Origin of the sequence: Enterococcus sp. DIV1758, assembly GCF_051711985.1 — a bacterium.
GTDB lineage: Bacteria > Bacillota > Bacilli > Lactobacillales > Enterococcaceae > Enterococcus > Enterococcus faecalis.
In genome coordinates, this window is record NZ_JBIOOA010000001.1 from 195,095 (window position 1) to 211,175 (window position 16,081).

Genomic DNA, 16,081 nt, shown 5'->3' on the forward strand with positions numbered 1-16,081 from the left:
CAGTGGGTCAAAAAGTACATCCAATTGGAATGCGTGTAGGCATCATCCGCGACTGGGATGCGAAATGGTATGCTGAAAAAGAGTATGCTGAATTCTTACACGAAGATTTAAGAATCCGTAAATTTATCGCAACAAAACTTGCTGATGCTGCTGTATCTACAATTGAAATCGAACGCGCTGCAAACCGTGTTAACATTTCAATTCACACAGCTAAACCAGGTATGGTTATCGGTAAAGGCGGATCTGAAGTCGAAAACCTAAGAAAAGAATTAAACAAATTAACTGGCAAACGAGTTCACATCAACATCGTTGAAATCAAAAAACCAGATTTAGATGCAAAATTAGTAGGCGAAGGAATTGCACGTCAATTAGAAAACCGTGTTGCTTTCCGTCGTGCTCAAAAACAAGCGATCCAACGCGCAATGCGTGCTGGCGCTAAAGGAATCAAAACTCAAGTATCAGGTCGTCTAAACGGTGCGGATATCGCTCGTTCAGAAGGATACTCTGAAGGAACTGTACCACTTCACACATTACGTGCGGACATTGATTACGCATGGGAAGAAGCGGACACTACTTACGGAAAACTAGGAGTTAAAGTGTGGATCTATCGTGGAGAAATTCTTCCAACGAAAAAAAACACTGAGAAAGGAGGGAAATAATCATGTTAGTACCTAAACGTGTAAAACACCGTCGTGAATTCCGCGGAAAAATGCGCGGTGAAGCTAAAGGCGGAAAAGAAGTAGCATTTGGTGAATGGGGTTTACAAGCAACTGAATCTCACTGGATTACTAACCGTCAAATCGAAGCAGCCCGTATTGCAATGACTCGTTACATGAAACGTGGCGGGAAAGTATGGATTAAAATTTTCCCTCACAAGTCTTACACAAGTAAAGCTATCGGCGTACGTATGGGTAAAGGTAAAGGGGCACCAGAAGGCTGGGTATCACCAGTTAAACGTGGTAAAATCATGTTTGAAATCGCAGGCGTTCCTGAAGAAGTAGCTCGTGAAGCTCTTCGTCTTGCATCTCACAAATTGCCGGTAAAAACTAAGATCGTAAAACGTGAGGAAATGGGTGGTGAATCGAATGAAGGTTAAAGAAATCAGAGAATTAACCACTGCCGAAATGCTAGATAAAGAAAAACAATTAAAAGAAGAATTGTTCAACTTAAGATTCCAATTAGCAACAGGTCAATTAGAAAACACTGCACGTATTAAAGAAGTACGTCAATCGATTGCACGCATCAAAACAGTATTGCGTGAACAAGCTAACTAATAGTGGAAGGAGGCCAAACGCGTATGACTGAAGAAAGAAATCAACGTAAAGTTTACCAAGGTCGCGTGGTATCAGACAAAATGGATAAAACAATCACAGTTGTCGTTGAAACAAAGAAAAACCACCCTATCTATGGCAAACGTATGAAATATTCTAAAAAATATAAAGCGCATGATGAAAACAACACAGCGAAAGTTGGAGACATCGTAAAAATCATGGAAACTCGTCCATTATCAGCTACAAAACGTTTCCGTTTACTAGAGGTAGTCGAAGAAGCAGTTATTATCTAATAAAACGAGAATTTCCTAATAGATTGAAGCACAAAATCTGAAAGGGGGATACACATCGTGATCCAACAAGAAAGTCGTTTAAGAGTCGCTGACAATTCTGGCGCACGTGAAATTTTAACGATCAAAGTCCTAGGCGGATCTGGTCGTAAAACTGCTAACATCGGTGACGTTATTGTTGCTACTGTCAAACAAGCAACGCCAGGTGGGGTTGTTAAAAAAGGTGAAGTAGTTAAAGCCGTTATCGTTCGTACAAAATCTGGCGCTCGTCGTGCTGACGGTTCTTACATCAAATTTGATGAAAATGCTGCGGTAATTATCCGTGACGATAAAAGCCCACGCGGAACACGTATCTTCGGACCAGTTGCACGTGAATTACGTGAAAACAACTTCATGAAGATCGTTTCTCTAGCACCAGAAGTATTATAATCTCGAGCCCACGTTAAAGGAGGTGCGAAACAGTAATGTTTGTTAAAAAAGGCGATAAAGTAAAAGTTATCACTGGTAAAGATAAAAACAAAGAAGGCGTTGTCTTAGCAGCGTTTCCTAAACAAGATAAAGTTATCGTTGAAGGTGTCAACGTCGTTAAAAAACACCAAAAACCAAACCAAGCAGCCCCACAAGGTGGAATCCTTGAAGTGGAAGCGCCAATTCATGTTTCTAATGTAATGGTGATTGATCCTTCAAACGGAGAAGCTACTAAAGTTGCGTTTAAAGAAGTCGACGGCAAAAAAGTCCGCGTTTCTAAAAAAACAGGTGAAGTTTTAGATAAATAAAAATTGCGGAAGGAGGGCTTACTGAATGAACCGCCTGAAAGAAAAATATATTAAAGAAGTAACACCATCATTGGTGGAAAAATTTAATTACAGCTCAGTTATGCAAACACCTAAAGTTGATAAAATCGTTATCAACATGGGTGTGGGTGATGCAGTATCAAATGCTAAAAACTTAGACAAAGCTGTTGAAGAATTAGCATTAATCACTGGTCAAAAACCACTTATCACAAAAGCTAAAAAATCTATCGCTGGATTCCGTTTACGTGAAGGAATGCCAATCGGTGCGAAAGTAACGCTACGCGGCGAAAGAATGTACGAATTTTTAGATAAATTAGTAACAGTTTCTTTACCTCGTGTACGTGACTTCCACGGTGTCAGCAAAAAAGCTTTCGATGGTCGTGGTAACTATACTTTAGGTATTAAAGAACAATTAATCTTCCCAGAAGTTGATTATGATTTAGTAGATAAAGTACGCGGTATGGACATCGTAATTGTTACAACAGCGAACACTGACGAAGAGTCTCGCGAATTGTTGGCACAATTAGGTATGCCATTCCAAAAATAATATAAGGAGGCGAACTACGTGGCTAAAAAATCAATGATTGCTAAAAACAAACGTCCTGCTAAACATTCAACACAAGCTTATACTCGTTGTGAACGTTGTGGACGTCCACATTCAGTTTATCGTAAATTTCATCTTTGCCGTATTTGCTTCCGCGAACTTGCCTATAAAGGTCAAATTCCCGGCGTGAAGAAAGCTAGCTGGTAAACAAGTAAACTCGCATAAAGGAGGTAAATAGTTCAATGGTCATGACAGATCCAATTGCAGATTTTCTAACTCGCATTCGTAATGCGAACATGGTTAAACATGAAACTTTAGAAGTACCTGCTTCAAAAATCAAACGTGATATCGCAGAAATCCTGAAACGTGAAGGATTTATCCGCGACGTAGAATACATCGAAGATGACAAACAAGGCGTAATCCGTGTTTTCCTAAAATATGGTAAAAACGAAGAACGTGTTATCACAAACTTAAAACGTATTTCTAAACCAGGTTTACGTGCATACGTAAAAGCTGACGAAGTACCAAAAGTATTAAACGGTCTAGGAATTGCAATCATCTCTACATCAGAGGGTGTAATTACTGACAAAGAAGCTAGAGCGAAAAATATCGGCGGCGAAGTAATCGCCTACGTATGGTAATTCTAAAAAATACACAAGGAGGTGTCTCTAAGTGAGCCGTATTGGTAATAAAGTTGTTGTTCTTCCTGCTGGTGTTGAAATCAAGCAAGACGGAAACAACATTACAGTTAAAGGACCTAAAGGTGAATTAACACGCGAATTTTCTTCTGATATCAAAATGAACATCGAAGGAAACGAAGTGACATTCACTCGTCCAAACGATTCAAAAGAAATGAAAACAATCCACGGAACAACTCGTGCAAACTTCAACAACATGGTTGTTGGTGTTTCTGAAGGTTTCCAAAAAGCACTTGAACTTATCGGGGTCGGATACCGTGCCCAAGTACAAGGCAACAAATTAACTTTAAACGTTGGTTATTCTCATCCTGTCGAAATGACAGCACCAGAAGGCGTAACATTTGAAGTACCTGCGAACACACAAGTTATCGTTAAAGGCATCAACAAAGAAGTTGTTGGTGAATTAGCTGCTAACATCCGTGGCGTTCGTCCTCCAGAACCTTATAAAGGCAAAGGGATTCGCTATGTTGGTGAATTTGTACGCCGTAAAGAAGGTAAAACTGGTAAATAATAACAGCTGTGTAGAAAACAGAAGTCAACAACAAGCAACTGTCATTTTATGGGATTTTTCCAATAAAATGCTTTTGTCTTGTCTGCCAGCTTCTCTTTTCCGTAATCTGCTGACTGCTTGAAATATTAGTAGTAAACATTAAATCAAAGAGGTGAAAATTGTGATTACAAAACCAGATAAAAACAAAACACGTCAAAAGAGACATCGTCGTGTACGTAACAAAATCTCTGGTACTGCTGAGTGCCCACGCTTGAACATTTTCCGTTCTAACAAAAACATCTACGCGCAAGTCATTGATGACGTAGCGGGTGTGACGCTAGCAAGTGCCTCTGCCTTGGATAAAGAAATTTCAGGTGGAACAAAAACAGAAACAGCTGCAGCTGTTGGTAAACTAGTTGCTGAACGTGCCGCTGAAAAAGGCATCAAAAAAGTAGTCTTCGACCGTGGTGGATACCTTTACCATGGCCGCGTGCAAGCTTTAGCTGAAGCTGCTCGTGAAAATGGACTAGAATTTTAGGAGAAGGAGGAACACCATTCATGGTTTATATTGATCCAAAACATTTGGAATTAGAAGACCGCGTTGTAGCGATCAACCGTGTAACAAAAGTTGTTAAAGGTGGACGTCGTTTACGTTTCGCAGCTTTAGTTGTTGTCGGTGACAAAAACGGACACGTTGGTTTCGGTACTGGTAAAGCACAAGAAGTACCTGAAGCTATCCGTAAAGCAATCGAAGACGCGAAGAAAAACTTAGTTGAAGTGCCTATGGTTGGTTCTACTATCCCGCACGAAGTAATTGGCGTATTCGGTGGCGGCCGTATCCTTATGAAACCTGCAGTAGAAGGTTCTGGGGTAGCTGCTGGTGGACCAGTTCGTGCCGTATTGGAATTAGCTGGTGTAGCAGATATTACATCTAAATCACTAGGTTCAAACACACCTATTAACGTTGTTCGCGCAACTGTTGAAGGTCTAAAACAATTAAAACGTGCCGAAGAAGTGGCAGCACTTCGCGGTAAATCTGTAGAAGAAATTATCGGTTAAGGAGGACAAAAATAATGGCTGAATTAAAAATTACTTTAAAACGCAGTGTTATCGGACGTCCTCAAAACCAACGTGCTACAGTTAAAGCGTTAGGTTTAGGTAAAGTGAATAGTACTGTTACAAAACCTGCCAATGAAGCAATCAAAGGTATGGTTAACACTATTTCACATTTAGTGGACGTAGAAGAAGTTTAAGATTTATAGATTTGTAATAGAAGATTGCTTAAGGAGGTGCCAAACCTATGAAACTTCATGAATTAAAACCTGCTGAGGGCTCACGCCAAGTACGTAACCGTGTTGGACGTGGTACTTCATCTGGTAATGGTAAAACAGCTGGCCGTGGACAAAAAGGGCAAAAAGCCCGTTCAGGCGGTGGTGTTCGTTTAGGATTTGAAGGGGGTCAAACTCCATTATTCCGTCGTTTACCAAAACGTGGGTTTACAAACATCAATCGTAAAGATTACGCTGTTGTGAACTTAGATACTTTAAACCGTTTTGAAGATGGAACAGAAGTAACTCCTGTTGTCCTAAAAGAAGCAGGAATCGTTAAAAACGAAAAAGCGGGAATCAAAGTTCTTGCAGATGGTGAGTTAACGAAAAAATTAACTGTGAAAGCAGCTAAATTCTCGAAATCAGCACAAGAAGCTATCGAAGCTGCTGGTGGTTCAATCGAGGTGATCTAATTGTTCAAGCTATTAAAGAACGCCTTTAAAGTCAAAGACATTAGATCAAAAATCTTATTTACAGTTTTAATCTTGTTTGTATTTCGCCTAGGTGCGCACATTACTGTGCCCGGGGTGAATGCAAAGGGATTGTCTGATTTAAGTAGCTTACCCTTTTTGAATATGTTGAATATGGTGAGTGGTAGTGCCATGCAAAACTTCTCTATCTTCTCGATGGGGGTTTCGCCATACATTACAGCCTCTATTATTATTCAACTATTGCAAATGGATATTGTACCTAGATTTGTAGAATGGTCAAAACAAGGGGAAGTTGGGCGTAAGAAATTAAATCAAGCAACAAGATATCTAACGATTGTCTTGGGTGTGGCTCAGTCAATGGGGATTACTGCTGGTTTTAATAGCTTAAGTCAAACTGGGATTGTCAACAATCCAACCTTAGGTACCTTTGTGATGATTGCAGTTATTTTAACTGCTGGGACGATGTTTGTGACTTGGATGGGTGAACAAATTACAGAAAAAGGAATCGGAAATGGTGTTTCAATGATTATCTTTGCCGGGATTATTTCTCGTTTGCCAGGAGCAGTCAAAGAAATCTATGAAGATTACTTCGTCAATATCGAGCCTTCTCGCATTTGGCAATCTGTTATTTTCATTGCAATCTTAGTTATTGCTATTTTGGTGATTGTTACAGTCGTAACGTTCTTCCAACAAGCAGAACGTAAGATTCCAATCCAATATACAAAACGTGTTTCTGGTGCACCAACAAGTAGTTATTTACCGTTAAAAGTAAATGCTGCTGGGGTTATTCCAGTTATCTTTGCCAGCTCGTTAATTGCAACACCAAATGCCATTTTACAAGCTTTCTCATCAAAATTCGCTGGTGAAAATTGGTATGACATTATGACAAAAATCTTCAGTTATAACACAGTTCCAGGGGCAATCATCTATACTGTCCTAATCGTTGCGTTTACGTTCTTCTATGCATTTGTTCAAGTAAACCCTGAGAAATTAGCGGAAAACTTACAAAAACAAGGAAGCTACATTCCAAGCGTGCGACCAGGTAAAGGTACAGAAGAATATGTATCTGGCGTGTTAATGAGATTAAGTGTTGTCGGCTCAATTTTCCTAGGACTTGTTGCTTTACTTCCAATCATTGCGCAAATGGTTTGGAACTTACCTCAATCAATCGGTTTAGGTGGAACAAGTTTACTAATCGTTATCGGGGTTGCATTAGAAACAACGAAACAATTAGAAGGATTAATGATGAAACGTCAATATGTCGGCTTTATCAATAAGTAAGAATCGAGTGTTGAGGTTTTACCTCAGCACCATTCTCACATATGGCTAGCTTCATAAGCCGGTCTTTAAAATTAGGAGGAGAATATATGAACCTCATTTTAATGGGATTACCTGGAGCAGGTAAAGGCACCCAAGCAGAAAAAATCATTGATACGTATGGCATTCCACATATTTCTACTGGAGATATGTTCCGTGCAGCAATGAAAAATGAAACTGCCTTGGGCCTAGAAGCGAAATCTTATATCGATAAAGGTGAACTGGTTCCTGACGAAGTAACAAACGGAATTGTTAAAGAACGCCTTGCTGAACCAGACACAGACAAAGGATTCCTATTAGATGGTTTCCCACGTACACTGGATCAAGCAAAAGCATTAGATACAATGCTTAAAGAATTAAACAAAAAAATTGATGCTGTCATTGACATCCATGTAGAAGAAGATGTATTAATCGAGCGTTTAGCTGGACGATTCATCTGTCGCACATGTGGCGCAACGTATCATAAATTATTCAACCCGCCAAAAGTTGAAGGCACTTGTGATCGCTGTGGCGGACATGAATTCTACCAAAGAGAAGATGATAAGCCCGAAACGGTTAAAAATCGTTTGGCAGTCAACATTGAAAGTAGCGCACCAATCTTGGCTTTCTATAAAGAACAAGGCTTGATGCATACAATCGATGGCAATCGCGAAATCGATACTGTTTTTTCTGATGTGAAAAAAATCATTGACGAAAACTAATTTCCAATTGCCCGCAGTTTAACCCTGTTGTTGTATTCAGTTTCTCTTGCCAAAACATAACTAAATATGGTAGAATATATCAGTCCGACTTCTACAGTTTTGTGACATCAAAATGAATAACGAAGTTAGTTGAGAATTTCTAGGTGGGAGCTGGAGTTTCCGCCGTTTTATCGTGTGAAAACGCGAAACAAGTACAAGGAGGTACTGTGCGTGGCAAAAGAAGATATGATTGAAGTCGAAGGTACAGTCGTCGAAACTTTGCCGAATGCAATGTTTAAAGTCGAACTAGAAAATGGACACCAAGTTCTTGCTACTGTTTCAGGTAAAATCCGTATGCACTACATCCGTATCTTACCTGGTGACAAAGTAACAGTTGAATTATCACCGTATGATTTAACGCGTGGCCGTATTACTTATCGCTTTAAATAATTGTACTCCGTAAAACCACAGGAGGTATTATCATGAAAGTAAGACCATCAGTAAAACCAATGTGTGAACATTGTAAAGTAATTCGCCGTAAAGGACGTGTTATGGTTATTTGCCCAGCAAATCCAAAACATAAACAACGTCAAGGATAATTAGGAGGTGTAACGAATAATGGCTCGTATTGCAGGAGTAGACATCCCTCGTGACAAACGTGTAGTAGTTTCTCTTACTTACATTTATGGTATTGGTAACACTACAGCTAAAAAAGTTTTAGCAAACGTTGGCGTATCTGAAGATGTTCGTGTACGTGATTTAACAAACGAACAAACAGATGCGATTCGTGCGGAAATTGATAAGTTAAAAGTTGAAGGGGATCTTCGTCGTGAAGTGAACTTAAACATCAAACGCTTGATGGAAATCGGTTCATACCGTGGAATCCGTCACCGTCGTGGATTACCAACTCGTGGACAAAACACGAAAAATAATGCACGTACTCGTAAAGGCCCTACTAAAACAGTAGCAGGCAAGAAAAAATAATTCCTAAGTGAAGGAGGTTAGAACTTCATGGCAGCAAAAAAAGTTAGTCGTAAACGCCGTGTCAAAAAGAATATAGAATCAGGTGTAGCACATATCCATTCTACATTCAACAATACAATCGTAATGATTACTGATACACATGGTAATGCATTAGCATGGTCATCAGCAGGATCATTAGGCTTTAAAGGAAGCAAAAAATCAACTCCTTTTGCCGCTCAAATGGCTGCAGAAGCCGCAACTAAAGTGGCAATGGAACATGGACTTAAAACTGTAGACGTAACAGTTAAAGGACCTGGTTCTGGACGTGAAGCAGCAATTCGTTCATTACAAGCAACAGGTTTAGAAGTGACTGCAATTCGTGACGTGACTCCAGTTCCTCATAATGGATGCCGCCCTCCAAAACGCCGTCGTGTTTAATGAGCGCCACTCATTCTGAGTTTGAATTAGGAACGTCATTGAACAAGACACTTTTCGTTTTGAAAGGGGTATAGATAAGAATGATTGAATTTGAAAAACCAAGAATCGAAAAAATTGATGAAAATAGAGATTATGGTAAGTTCGTCGTTGAACCATTAGAACGCGGTTACGGAACTACTTTAGGTAACTCTCTACGTCGTATTTTATTGTCTTCTTTACCAGGAGCTGCAATTACGAATATTCAAATCGATGGTGTTTTACACGAATTCTCAACCATTCCAGGTGTACGAGAAGACGTAACACAAATTATTTTGAATATTAAAGGCTTAGCATTGAAATTATATGCTGAAGAAGAGAAAACCCTTGAGATCGATATTACAGGACCCGCTACCGTGACTGCCGGCGACATTATCGTGGACAGTGATGTTGAGATCCTAAATAAAGATTTAGTTATCTGTAGTGTTGCTGAAGGAGCTACTTTCCATGCTCGCTTAACAGTGAAACCTGGTCGTGGCTATGTTCAAGCAGACGAAAACAAAAAAGAAGATATGCCAATCGGTGTACTTCCAGTTGATTCCATCTACACACCCGTTCGTCGTGTTAACTACCAAGTAGAAAATACACGTGTTGGTCGTCGTGATGATTTCGACAAATTAACAATGGAAATATGGACAGATGGTTCAATCATTCCTCAAGAAGCACTAAGTTTAGCTGCGAAAATCATGACTGAGCATTTAGATATCTTTGTAAACCTTACTGACGAAGCGAAAAACGCTGAAATCATGGTGGAAAAAGAAGAAACTCAAAAAGAGAAAATGCTAGAAATGACGATTGAAGAACTTGATTTATCAGTTCGTTCATATAACTGTTTAAAACGTGCAGGCATTAATACTGTACAAGAACTTACAAACAAATCTGAACCAGAAATGATCAAAGTACGTAATTTAGGTCGTAAATCTCTTGAAGAAGTAAAACTTAAATTGCATGATCTAGGATTAGGATTACGTAAGGACGATTAAGACTTTTACGAAGTTTCCAGTCCTGCTTAACAGCAGTGGCTCGTGAGAACAGAAACGAAGGAGGGAACCCAACGTGAGTTACCGTAAATTAGGACGCACATCAAGCCAACGTAAAGCTATGCTACGTGATATTACAACTGATTTAATCATCAACGAACGCATCGTAACTACTGAAGCTCGTGCGAAAGAAGTACGTTCAACTGTAGAAAAAATGATTACTTTAGGTAAACGTGGAGATCTTCATGCACGTCGTCAAGCAGCTACTTTCGTTCGTAATGAAGTTGCTAGTGTTCGTGAAGAAGATGAGTCTATCGTTGTTGAATCAGCTTTACAAAAGCTATTTAACGATTTAGGACCTCGTTTCGCGGAACGCCAAGGTGGTTACACTCGTATCTTGAAGACAGAACCAAGACGCGGCGATGCAGCACCAATGGTAGTTATCGAATTTGTTAAATAATTAATAAACCGATCACTTTATAGATGTTTCTTTTAGAGTGTTATGATGTTGGAGGCGACTCCGAGTCTAGCTCTGCTTTCCCTGCTAAAGATGGCTTTAGCAGGGGAGCACTCATCATATAAAGGTGATTTTTTTTTGCTTTGGGAAAACGCTGTTTTCTCAAAGCTTTTTTGTTTCTTAAAAGCATTGCGGAAGCTTTTGCGGTTTGTTATACTGGTTATTAATTGGAATTTTCAGATAATTAAATAATTTGAGTTAGTAGAAGGGGGAATTATATGTCGCAAATGTTTGCTTTTTCGTTGCTGATGGTTATTTTATACATTGGTGATGTAGTTTCTATCAAAACAAAAGCTTGGATTCCATCTGTTTTTGTTTGTGGTGTTTTATTTATTCTTGGTTATTGGACTATTTTTCCACAAAATATTGTGGAAGTGGCAGGGATTCCTACAGTGGTTGCCACTTTATTAATGTATCTGTTGATTACTAATATGGGCACTCTGCTCTCTGTTAAAGAATTGGTTAATCAATGGAAAACGATTGTGATTGCTTTGTCAGGTATTCTGGGCATTATTGCCTTGTTATTAGCTGTAGGGACTTTTGTTTTTGACTTAAAAACAGTTTTAGTTGCAATCCCGCCGTTAGTAGGAGGTTTAGTTTCTTCATTAGTAATGTCAGAAGCGGCTCAATCAGCTGGTTTAGCCTCACTTTCAGTTTTGGCAATTTTAATTTATGTCATTCAAGGGTTTGCTGGTTATCCCTTAACTTCAATTGTTCTAAAAAAAGAAGGAAAGCGGAAGCTTCAAGAATATCGAGCAGGGACATGGCAGCCAGTTCATGAACAAGAGGGGCAAGAAACAGGAGCAGAACCAGATGTGCCTAAACTATTTGAAAAAGTACCCAAACGATATCATACAGATTATTCACGAATTTTACGTTTAGCCTTAGTTGCCACACTCGCTTATTATGTTTCTGTGTGGACGGCACCGTTTGTGACGATTAGTCCTTTTGTGCTGTGTTTATGTTTTGGCGTGATTGCAACGTCTTTAGGCTTTTTAGAAAAGCAACCATTACAGAAAGCAAATAGCTTTGGTTTTGCGATTTTAGGGTTAATGCTTTTTGTCTTTGATGGCTTAAAACAAGCCACACCTGAAATGTTGATGGATTTATTTTTACCAATGATTGGGATTATTGTGATTGGTGTTATCGGGATGTACATCTTTTCAGCAATTGTTGGTCGTGTATTAGGTGTGAGTAAAGAGATGGCATTCGCTGTTTCGTTGACAGCTTTATATGGCTTTCCAGCCGATTATATTATTACGAATGAAGTGATTCAATCATTGACAGAAGATGAACAAGAACAGGCGGCTTTAACGAGCCATTTAATGCCACCGATGTTAGTGGCAGGTTTCGTAACAGTCACCATTGTTTCGGTTATTTTAGCGGGTATTTTTTCAAGTATTTTATTAAGTTTGTAGAAACGGGGCGTAAGTATGAAAAAAATCAAAGCACTAGTCAAGCAGCATGCACAAGAAATGATTGCTTTTCGACGGGATTTACACCAACATCCAGAATTACAATTTGAAGAATTTCGAACGACAGAAAAAGTCGCGGCAGTTCTTGATCAATTAGGAATTACTTATCGCAAAACAGAACCGACGGGTTTAATTGCTGAAATTGTGGGCGGCAAACCAGGCCGAGTGGTTGCGCTGCGGGCGGATATGGATGCCTTACCTGTACAGGAATTAAATGAAGATTTAGCTTATAAATCTTTAGAAGCTGGCAAGATGCATGCATGTGGGCATGATTCCCATACCGCGATGTTAGTAACAGCAGCTAAAGTATTAAAAGAAATCCAAGAAGAACTTCAGGGAACGGTACGGTTAATTTTTCAACCATCTGAAGAAAATGCGCAAGGTGCTAAAGCAATGGTTGCGCAAGGCGCAATGACCGGTGTTGATGATGTATTTGGCTTACATATCTGGTCACAAATGCCTGTAGGAACCGCTTCGTGTCGAGTGGGCTCAAGTTTCGCATCCGCAGATATTTTTTCTGTTGATTTTAAAGGCCGTGGTGGCCATGGTGCCATGCCAAACGCTTGTATTGATGCGGCAGTCATAGCTTCTTCTTTCGTGATGAATCTGCAAACGATTGTTTCTCGGGAGACAGATCCTTTAGATCCAGTAGTTGTCACGATTGGACGGATGGATGTGGGGACCCGTTTTAATGTGATTGCTGAGAATGCACGTTTAGAAGGAACGGTTCGTTGCTTTAGTGTAGCAACGCGTAATCGAGTAGAACAGGCGCTGCAACGCTATGCGGAAAAAACAGCCGCTATTTACGGTGGGACGGTTTCGTTAGATTATCAATATGGGACGTTGCCAGTGATTAATGATGAGCAAGATGCCTTGTTTGCTCAAACACTAATTAAGGAAAATTTTGGTGAAGCGGCCTTAAGACAAGAAGAGCCGACAACCGGTGGTGAAGACTTCAGTTATTATACTGAACATGCTTCTGGTTGTTTTGCCTTAGTGGGAAGTGGTAATCCAGAGAAAGATACGGAATGGGCACATCACCATGGTCGTTTCAATATTGATGAAGATGCGATGGCAATGGGTGCTGAGTTATATGCCCAATATGCGTTTGAATATTTGAAGACGCATTTTTAAAAGAAAATCAGTAACTTCTTGTTTTATGAGAACAAGAAGTTATTTTTATGAAAAATAGACCTGTCAAGACAGATAAGAGCTCCCATAATGACCGTTCTTTTGGTATAATAAAAAATAGTGTGAAGAATCAGAACAGATGATTGAAAAAACGCTACTTTTTTGGTAGTGTTAGAAAGAATAAATAGATTGAGGGAGTACGCGATGCAACCAATCATTGAACTAAATAATATCCAATTTAATTATCAACCAGAAGATGCTTCTCCCGCTTTAAAAGATGTGTCTTTTTCCATTCAACAAGGCGAATGGGTCGCTATTATTGGCCATAATGGTTCTGGTAAATCAACGTTAGCCAAAACGATCAATGGTCTGTTACTGCCAGCTGCTGGGACTATCAAAGTTGGCGGCAAAGAATTAAATGAAGCAAACGTCTGGGATATCCGGCGTATGGTAGGAATGGTCTTTCAGAATCCAGATAACCAATTTGTCGGTTCAACAGTCGAAGACGATGTGGCTTTTGGTTTAGAAAATCAAGGTATTCCGCGTGATGAAATGGTCGAACGTGTTCACGATGCATTAGAACGGGTTCGTATGTTAGATTTTGCCAAGCGAGAACCTGCTCGGCTATCTGGTGGCCAAAAACAACGAGTAGCTATCGCTGGTGTGGTTGCTTTGCGACCAGATATTATTATTTTAGACGAAGCGACAAGTATGTTAGATCCAGAAGGTCGTGCAGAAGTGATTGCTACCATTCAAAAGATTAAAGAGGAAAGCAATTTAACAGTTATTTCTATTACCCACGATATTGATGAAGCGGCTAATGCGAATCGTATTTTAGTGATGCGCCAAGGACAATTGACAAACGAAGGAACACCAGAAAAGATTTTTTCTGCAGGAGAAGCGCTTGTTGAAATGGGCTTGGATTTACCGTTTCCTGAAAAATTAAAAGTAGCTTTGAAAGAGCGTGGCGTTGTTGTGCCAACGAATTATTTAACAGAAGAAGGGATGGTGGATTGGTTATGGACATCCGTTTTAAACAAGTAGATTTTACTTACCAACCCAATACTCCTTTTGAGCAACGGGCATTATTCGATATTAATTTAACGATTCAAGACGGCTCTTATACAGCGATTGTCGGACATACTGGCAGTGGCAAATCAACGTTATTACAACATTTGAATGCTTTGGTGAAACCAACTAAAGGCCAAGTGACAATTGGAGAGCGTGTGATTACGCCAGAAACTGATAATAAGAATTTAAAACCAATTCGTAAAAAAGTTGGGATCGTTTTTCAATTTCCAGAAGCACAATTGTTTGAAGAAACAGTGGAGCGAGACATCGCTTTCGGACCGAAAAATTTTGGTGTTTCAGACGAAGAAGCGAAAAAGTTAGCTAAGAAAATGCTTGATTTAGTCGGCTTAGATGAAAAATACTTACAACATTCTCCGTTTGAGTTATCAGGTGGCCAAATGCGCCGTGTCGCAATTGCTGGTGTGCTAGCGATGGAACCAGAAGTCTTAGTATTAGACGAACCGACCGCTGGTTTGGATCCTAAGGGTCGTAAAGAAATGATGGAGATGTTTAGTCGTCTGCATAAGGAACATAATATGACCATCGTTTTAGTGACACATTTGATGGATGACGTGGCTAATTACGCAGATCATGTGATTGTTTTAGAAAAAGGACAAATCGTCCGAGCGGGAGCACCACAAGAAGTGTTTCAAGAGACACAATGGCTGAAAGAAAAACAATTAGGCGTGCCAACTGCAGCCGAATTTGCTGAAAAATTAGTGGCAAAAGGCTTTTCTTTTGAGCAATTACCATTAACGGCCGATCAATTAGCCGATCAGCTTCTGAAAAAAATGCAGGAAGCAGGTGAGGCAAAATGATGAATAAATTGATTTTTGGGCGTTATATTCCAGGCGATTCTTTTATCCATCGTTTAGATCCGCGTGCAAAATTATTAGCTAGTTTTTATTTTATTGGAATTATCTTTTTAGCAAATAATTGGCAGAGTTATGTTTTAATAGCAGCCTTTACTGCTTTTGCTATTTCATTATCAAAAATCAGCGCCCGCTTCTTTATCCGCGGTGTTCGGCCATTATTATGGCTAATTCTGTTTACTGTGGCTCTTCAAACCTTGTTTACACAAGGGGGAGAGGTGTACTTTCAGTGGGGAATTATTTCCATTACCCAGTTTGGTGTGACGAATGGGCTATTTATTTTCTGTCGTTTTGTTTTAATTATTTTCATGTCAACGTTATTAACTTTAACGACGGCACCATTAGAGTTATCAGATGCGATTGAATATTTGCTACGTCCACTTCGTGTGGTGAAATTTCCAGTTCATGAAGTTTCATTGATGTTATCAATTGCCTTACGTTTTGTCCCAACATTAATGGATGAAACGGAAAAGATTATGAATGCCCAACGTGCCCGTGGTGTTGATTTTGGTGAAGGAAACTTACTTCAAAAAATGAAAGCTATTGTTCCACTTTTGATTCCGCTTTTCGTAAGTAGTTTTAATCGTGCGGAAGACTTAGCGACTGCCATGGAAGCAAGAGGTTATCAAGGTGGCGAAGGACGGACAAAATACCGCATTCTTCATTGGCACCTACGAGATACAATAGTAATGTTTGGCTTTGTCTTGTTAACCATTGGCTTATTTGTATTAAGAACTTAGAAAAGGTGAAGAAAA

At 39.6% G+C, this 16,081-nt stretch carries 28 protein-coding genes; all 28 read left to right on the forward strand.

All coding sequences use genetic code 11. The features are described 5' to 3' along the window. Positions 1-2: 2 nt before the first annotated feature. The 28 genes from rpsC (at position 3) to IGJ52_RS01080 (ending at position 16,066) form a co-directional block, all read left to right on the forward strand. Positions 3-659: a 30S ribosomal protein S3 gene (gene rpsC, locus IGJ52_RS00945; RefSeq protein ID WP_002356207.1), complete on the forward strand. Its 657-nt coding sequence runs from the start codon at positions 3-5 to the stop codon at positions 657-659. Between the two features lie 2 nt (positions 660-661). After that, complete coding sequence (gene rplP / locus IGJ52_RS00950; RefSeq protein ID WP_002356208.1) at positions 662-1,096, forward strand: 50S ribosomal protein L16; 435 nt, start codon at positions 662-664, stop codon at positions 1,094-1,096. After that, a complete protein-coding gene (rpmC, locus tag IGJ52_RS00955) occupies positions 1,086-1,274 on the forward strand; it encodes a 50S ribosomal protein L29 (RefSeq protein ID WP_002383858.1) in 189 nt (62 codons plus the stop codon). The genes rplP and rpmC overlap by 11 nt, the downstream gene beginning before the upstream one ends. 23 nt (positions 1,275-1,297) lie before the next feature. Then, positions 1,298-1,564: a 30S ribosomal protein S17 gene (rpsQ, locus tag IGJ52_RS00960; RefSeq protein WP_002359348.1), complete on the forward strand. Its 267-nt coding sequence runs from the start codon at positions 1,298-1,300 to the stop codon at positions 1,562-1,564. Positions 1,565-1,621: 57 nt separating this feature from the next. Next, entirely contained in the window at positions 1,622-1,990 is a 369-nt protein-coding gene (gene rplN / locus IGJ52_RS00965) for a 50S ribosomal protein L14 (RefSeq protein WP_002356211.1), read from the forward strand. Between the two features lie 35 nt (positions 1,991-2,025). Beyond that, positions 2,026-2,337: a 50S ribosomal protein L24 gene (gene rplX / locus IGJ52_RS00970; RefSeq protein WP_002356212.1), complete on the forward strand. Its 312-nt coding sequence runs from the start codon at positions 2,026-2,028 to the stop codon at positions 2,335-2,337. Positions 2,338-2,362: 25 nt separating this feature from the next. Continuing rightward, on the forward strand, positions 2,363-2,902 hold the full coding sequence (gene rplE / locus IGJ52_RS00975) for a 50S ribosomal protein L5 (protein ID WP_002356213.1): 540 nt from the start codon (positions 2,363-2,365) through the stop codon (positions 2,900-2,902). 18 nt (positions 2,903-2,920) lie between these two features. Then, entirely contained in the window at positions 2,921-3,106 is a 186-nt protein-coding gene (locus IGJ52_RS00980; RefSeq protein WP_002356214.1) for a type Z 30S ribosomal protein S14, read from the forward strand. A gap of 35 nt (positions 3,107-3,141) precedes the next feature. Next, positions 3,142-3,540: a 30S ribosomal protein S8 gene (gene rpsH, locus IGJ52_RS00985; protein ID WP_002356215.1), complete on the forward strand. Its 399-nt coding sequence runs from the start codon at positions 3,142-3,144 to the stop codon at positions 3,538-3,540. Positions 3,541-3,571: 31 nt separating this feature from the next. Next, the gene (rplF, locus tag IGJ52_RS00990) at positions 3,572-4,108 is read left to right on the forward strand and encodes a 50S ribosomal protein L6 (RefSeq protein WP_002356217.1); all 537 of its coding nucleotides are present in this window, start codon (positions 3,572-3,574) and stop codon (positions 4,106-4,108) included. A gap of 160 nt (positions 4,109-4,268) precedes the next feature. Then, a complete protein-coding gene (gene rplR / locus IGJ52_RS00995) occupies positions 4,269-4,625 on the forward strand; it encodes a 50S ribosomal protein L18 (protein WP_002356218.1) in 357 nt (118 codons plus the stop codon). 20 nt (positions 4,626-4,645) lie between these two features. Further along, positions 4,646-5,146, forward strand: coding sequence for a 30S ribosomal protein S5 (gene rpsE, locus IGJ52_RS01000; RefSeq protein WP_002356219.1), 501 nt, complete (start codon positions 4,646-4,648; stop codon positions 5,144-5,146). A gap of 14 nt (positions 5,147-5,160) precedes the next feature. Continuing rightward, positions 5,161-5,340 (forward strand): 50S ribosomal protein L30, encoded by a 180-nt coding sequence (gene rpmD / locus IGJ52_RS01005; RefSeq protein WP_002356220.1) that lies wholly within the window; start codon positions 5,161-5,163, stop codon positions 5,338-5,340. A gap of 47 nt (positions 5,341-5,387) precedes the next feature. Beyond that, entirely contained in the window at positions 5,388-5,828 is a 441-nt protein-coding gene (gene rplO, locus IGJ52_RS01010) for a 50S ribosomal protein L15 (RefSeq protein WP_002356221.1), read from the forward strand. After that, a complete protein-coding gene (gene secY / locus IGJ52_RS01015) occupies positions 5,829-7,127 on the forward strand; it encodes a preprotein translocase subunit SecY (RefSeq protein WP_002383860.1) in 1,299 nt (432 codons plus the stop codon). 86 nt (positions 7,128-7,213) lie between these two features. Then, complete coding sequence (locus tag IGJ52_RS01020; RefSeq protein WP_002356223.1) at positions 7,214-7,864, forward strand: adenylate kinase; 651 nt, start codon at positions 7,214-7,216, stop codon at positions 7,862-7,864. A gap of 210 nt (positions 7,865-8,074) precedes the next feature. Continuing rightward, positions 8,075-8,293, forward strand: coding sequence for a translation initiation factor IF-1 (infA, locus tag IGJ52_RS01025; RefSeq protein WP_002356224.1), 219 nt, complete (start codon positions 8,075-8,077; stop codon positions 8,291-8,293). A gap of 32 nt (positions 8,294-8,325) precedes the next feature. Beyond that, positions 8,326-8,442: a 50S ribosomal protein L36 gene (gene rpmJ, locus IGJ52_RS01030; RefSeq protein WP_002288710.1), complete on the forward strand. Its 117-nt coding sequence runs from the start codon at positions 8,326-8,328 to the stop codon at positions 8,440-8,442. Positions 8,443-8,461: 19 nt separating this feature from the next. Next, the gene (gene rpsM, locus IGJ52_RS01035) at positions 8,462-8,827 is read left to right on the forward strand and encodes a 30S ribosomal protein S13 (protein WP_002356225.1); all 366 of its coding nucleotides are present in this window, start codon (positions 8,462-8,464) and stop codon (positions 8,825-8,827) included. 27 nt (positions 8,828-8,854) lie between these two features. After that, complete coding sequence (gene rpsK, locus IGJ52_RS01040; RefSeq protein ID WP_002356226.1) at positions 8,855-9,244, forward strand: 30S ribosomal protein S11; 390 nt, start codon at positions 8,855-8,857, stop codon at positions 9,242-9,244. An 80-nt stretch (positions 9,245-9,324) separates the two neighbouring features. Next, a complete protein-coding gene (locus IGJ52_RS01045) occupies positions 9,325-10,263 on the forward strand; it encodes a DNA-directed RNA polymerase subunit alpha (RefSeq protein WP_002356227.1) in 939 nt (312 codons plus the stop codon). Between the two features lie 73 nt (positions 10,264-10,336). Next, positions 10,337-10,720 carry a 50S ribosomal protein L17 gene (rplQ, locus tag IGJ52_RS01050; RefSeq protein WP_002356228.1) on the forward strand — a complete coding sequence of 128 codons (384 nt, stop codon included), beginning with the start codon at positions 10,337-10,339 and terminating at the stop codon, positions 10,718-10,720. Between the two features lie 45 nt (positions 10,721-10,765). Next, positions 10,766-10,969, forward strand: coding sequence for a hypothetical protein (locus IGJ52_RS01055; protein ID WP_002383863.1), 204 nt, complete (start codon positions 10,766-10,768; stop codon positions 10,967-10,969). A 26-nt stretch (positions 10,970-10,995) separates the two neighbouring features. Then, positions 10,996-12,195, forward strand: a complete 1,200-nt coding sequence (locus IGJ52_RS01060; protein WP_002356229.1) for a DUF819 family protein — start codon at positions 10,996-10,998, stop codon at positions 12,193-12,195. Between the two features lie 15 nt (positions 12,196-12,210). Beyond that, a complete protein-coding gene (locus IGJ52_RS01065) occupies positions 12,211-13,386 on the forward strand; it encodes a M20 family metallopeptidase (protein WP_002419398.1) in 1,176 nt (391 codons plus the stop codon). 201 nt (positions 13,387-13,587) lie between these two features. Then, positions 13,588-14,427 (forward strand): energy-coupling factor ABC transporter ATP-binding protein, encoded by an 840-nt coding sequence (locus IGJ52_RS01070; RefSeq protein ID WP_002359354.1) that lies wholly within the window; start codon positions 13,588-13,590, stop codon positions 14,425-14,427. Next, the gene (locus IGJ52_RS01075; RefSeq protein WP_002381364.1) at positions 14,403-15,272 is read left to right on the forward strand and encodes an energy-coupling factor ABC transporter ATP-binding protein; all 870 of its coding nucleotides are present in this window, start codon (positions 14,403-14,405) and stop codon (positions 15,270-15,272) included. Before IGJ52_RS01070 ends, IGJ52_RS01075 begins: the two co-directional genes overlap by 25 nt. Next, positions 15,269-16,066, forward strand: coding sequence for an energy-coupling factor transporter transmembrane component T family protein (locus IGJ52_RS01080; protein WP_002373841.1), 798 nt, complete (start codon positions 15,269-15,271; stop codon positions 16,064-16,066). Before IGJ52_RS01075 ends, IGJ52_RS01080 begins: the two co-directional genes overlap by 4 nt. Positions 16,067-16,081: the final 15 nt, after the last annotated feature.

What these genes read in the sequence shown, in the direction of transcription:
- rplP (WP_002356208.1), top strand. Translation starts at nt 662, where the DNA reads ATGTTAGTACCTAAACGTGTAAAACACCGTCGTGAATTCCGCGGAAAA.
- rpmC (WP_002383858.1), top strand. Translation starts at nt 1,086, where the DNA reads ATGAAGGTTAAAGAAATCAGAGAATTAACCACTGCCGAAATGCTAGAT.
- rpsQ (WP_002359348.1), top strand. Translation starts at nt 1,298, where the DNA reads ATGACTGAAGAAAGAAATCAACGTAAAGTTTACCAAGGTCGCGTGGTA.
- rplX (WP_002356212.1), top strand. Translation starts at nt 2,026, where the DNA reads ATGTTTGTTAAAAAAGGCGATAAAGTAAAAGTTATCACTGGTAAAGAT.
- rplE (WP_002356213.1), top strand. Translation starts at nt 2,363, where the DNA reads ATGAACCGCCTGAAAGAAAAATATATTAAAGAAGTAACACCATCATTG.
- rpsH (WP_002356215.1), top strand. Translation starts at nt 3,142, where the DNA reads ATGGTCATGACAGATCCAATTGCAGATTTTCTAACTCGCATTCGTAAT.
- rpsE (WP_002356219.1), top strand. Translation starts at nt 4,646, where the DNA reads ATGGTTTATATTGATCCAAAACATTTGGAATTAGAAGACCGCGTTGTA.
- rpmD (WP_002356220.1), top strand. Translation starts at nt 5,161, where the DNA reads ATGGCTGAATTAAAAATTACTTTAAAACGCAGTGTTATCGGACGTCCT.
- rplO (WP_002356221.1), top strand. Translation starts at nt 5,388, where the DNA reads ATGAAACTTCATGAATTAAAACCTGCTGAGGGCTCACGCCAAGTACGT.
- IGJ52_RS01020 (WP_002356223.1), top strand. Translation starts at nt 7,214, where the DNA reads ATGAACCTCATTTTAATGGGATTACCTGGAGCAGGTAAAGGCACCCAA.
- rpmJ (WP_002288710.1), top strand. Translation starts at nt 8,326, where the DNA reads ATGAAAGTAAGACCATCAGTAAAACCAATGTGTGAACATTGTAAAGTA.
- rpsM (WP_002356225.1), top strand. Translation starts at nt 8,462, where the DNA reads ATGGCTCGTATTGCAGGAGTAGACATCCCTCGTGACAAACGTGTAGTA.
- rpsK (WP_002356226.1), top strand. Translation starts at nt 8,855, where the DNA reads ATGGCAGCAAAAAAAGTTAGTCGTAAACGCCGTGTCAAAAAGAATATA.
- IGJ52_RS01045 (WP_002356227.1), top strand. Translation starts at nt 9,325, where the DNA reads ATGATTGAATTTGAAAAACCAAGAATCGAAAAAATTGATGAAAATAGA.
- IGJ52_RS01055 (WP_002383863.1), top strand. Translation starts at nt 10,766, where the DNA reads ATGTTGGAGGCGACTCCGAGTCTAGCTCTGCTTTCCCTGCTAAAGATG.
- IGJ52_RS01060 (WP_002356229.1), top strand. Translation starts at nt 10,996, where the DNA reads ATGTCGCAAATGTTTGCTTTTTCGTTGCTGATGGTTATTTTATACATT.
- IGJ52_RS01065 (WP_002419398.1), top strand. Translation starts at nt 12,211, where the DNA reads ATGAAAAAAATCAAAGCACTAGTCAAGCAGCATGCACAAGAAATGATT.
- IGJ52_RS01070 (WP_002359354.1), top strand. Translation starts at nt 13,588, where the DNA reads ATGCAACCAATCATTGAACTAAATAATATCCAATTTAATTATCAACCA.
- IGJ52_RS01075 (WP_002381364.1), top strand. Translation starts at nt 14,403, where the DNA reads ATGGACATCCGTTTTAAACAAGTAGATTTTACTTACCAACCCAATACT.
- IGJ52_RS01080 (WP_002373841.1), top strand. Translation starts at nt 15,269, where the DNA reads ATGATGAATAAATTGATTTTTGGGCGTTATATTCCAGGCGATTCTTTT.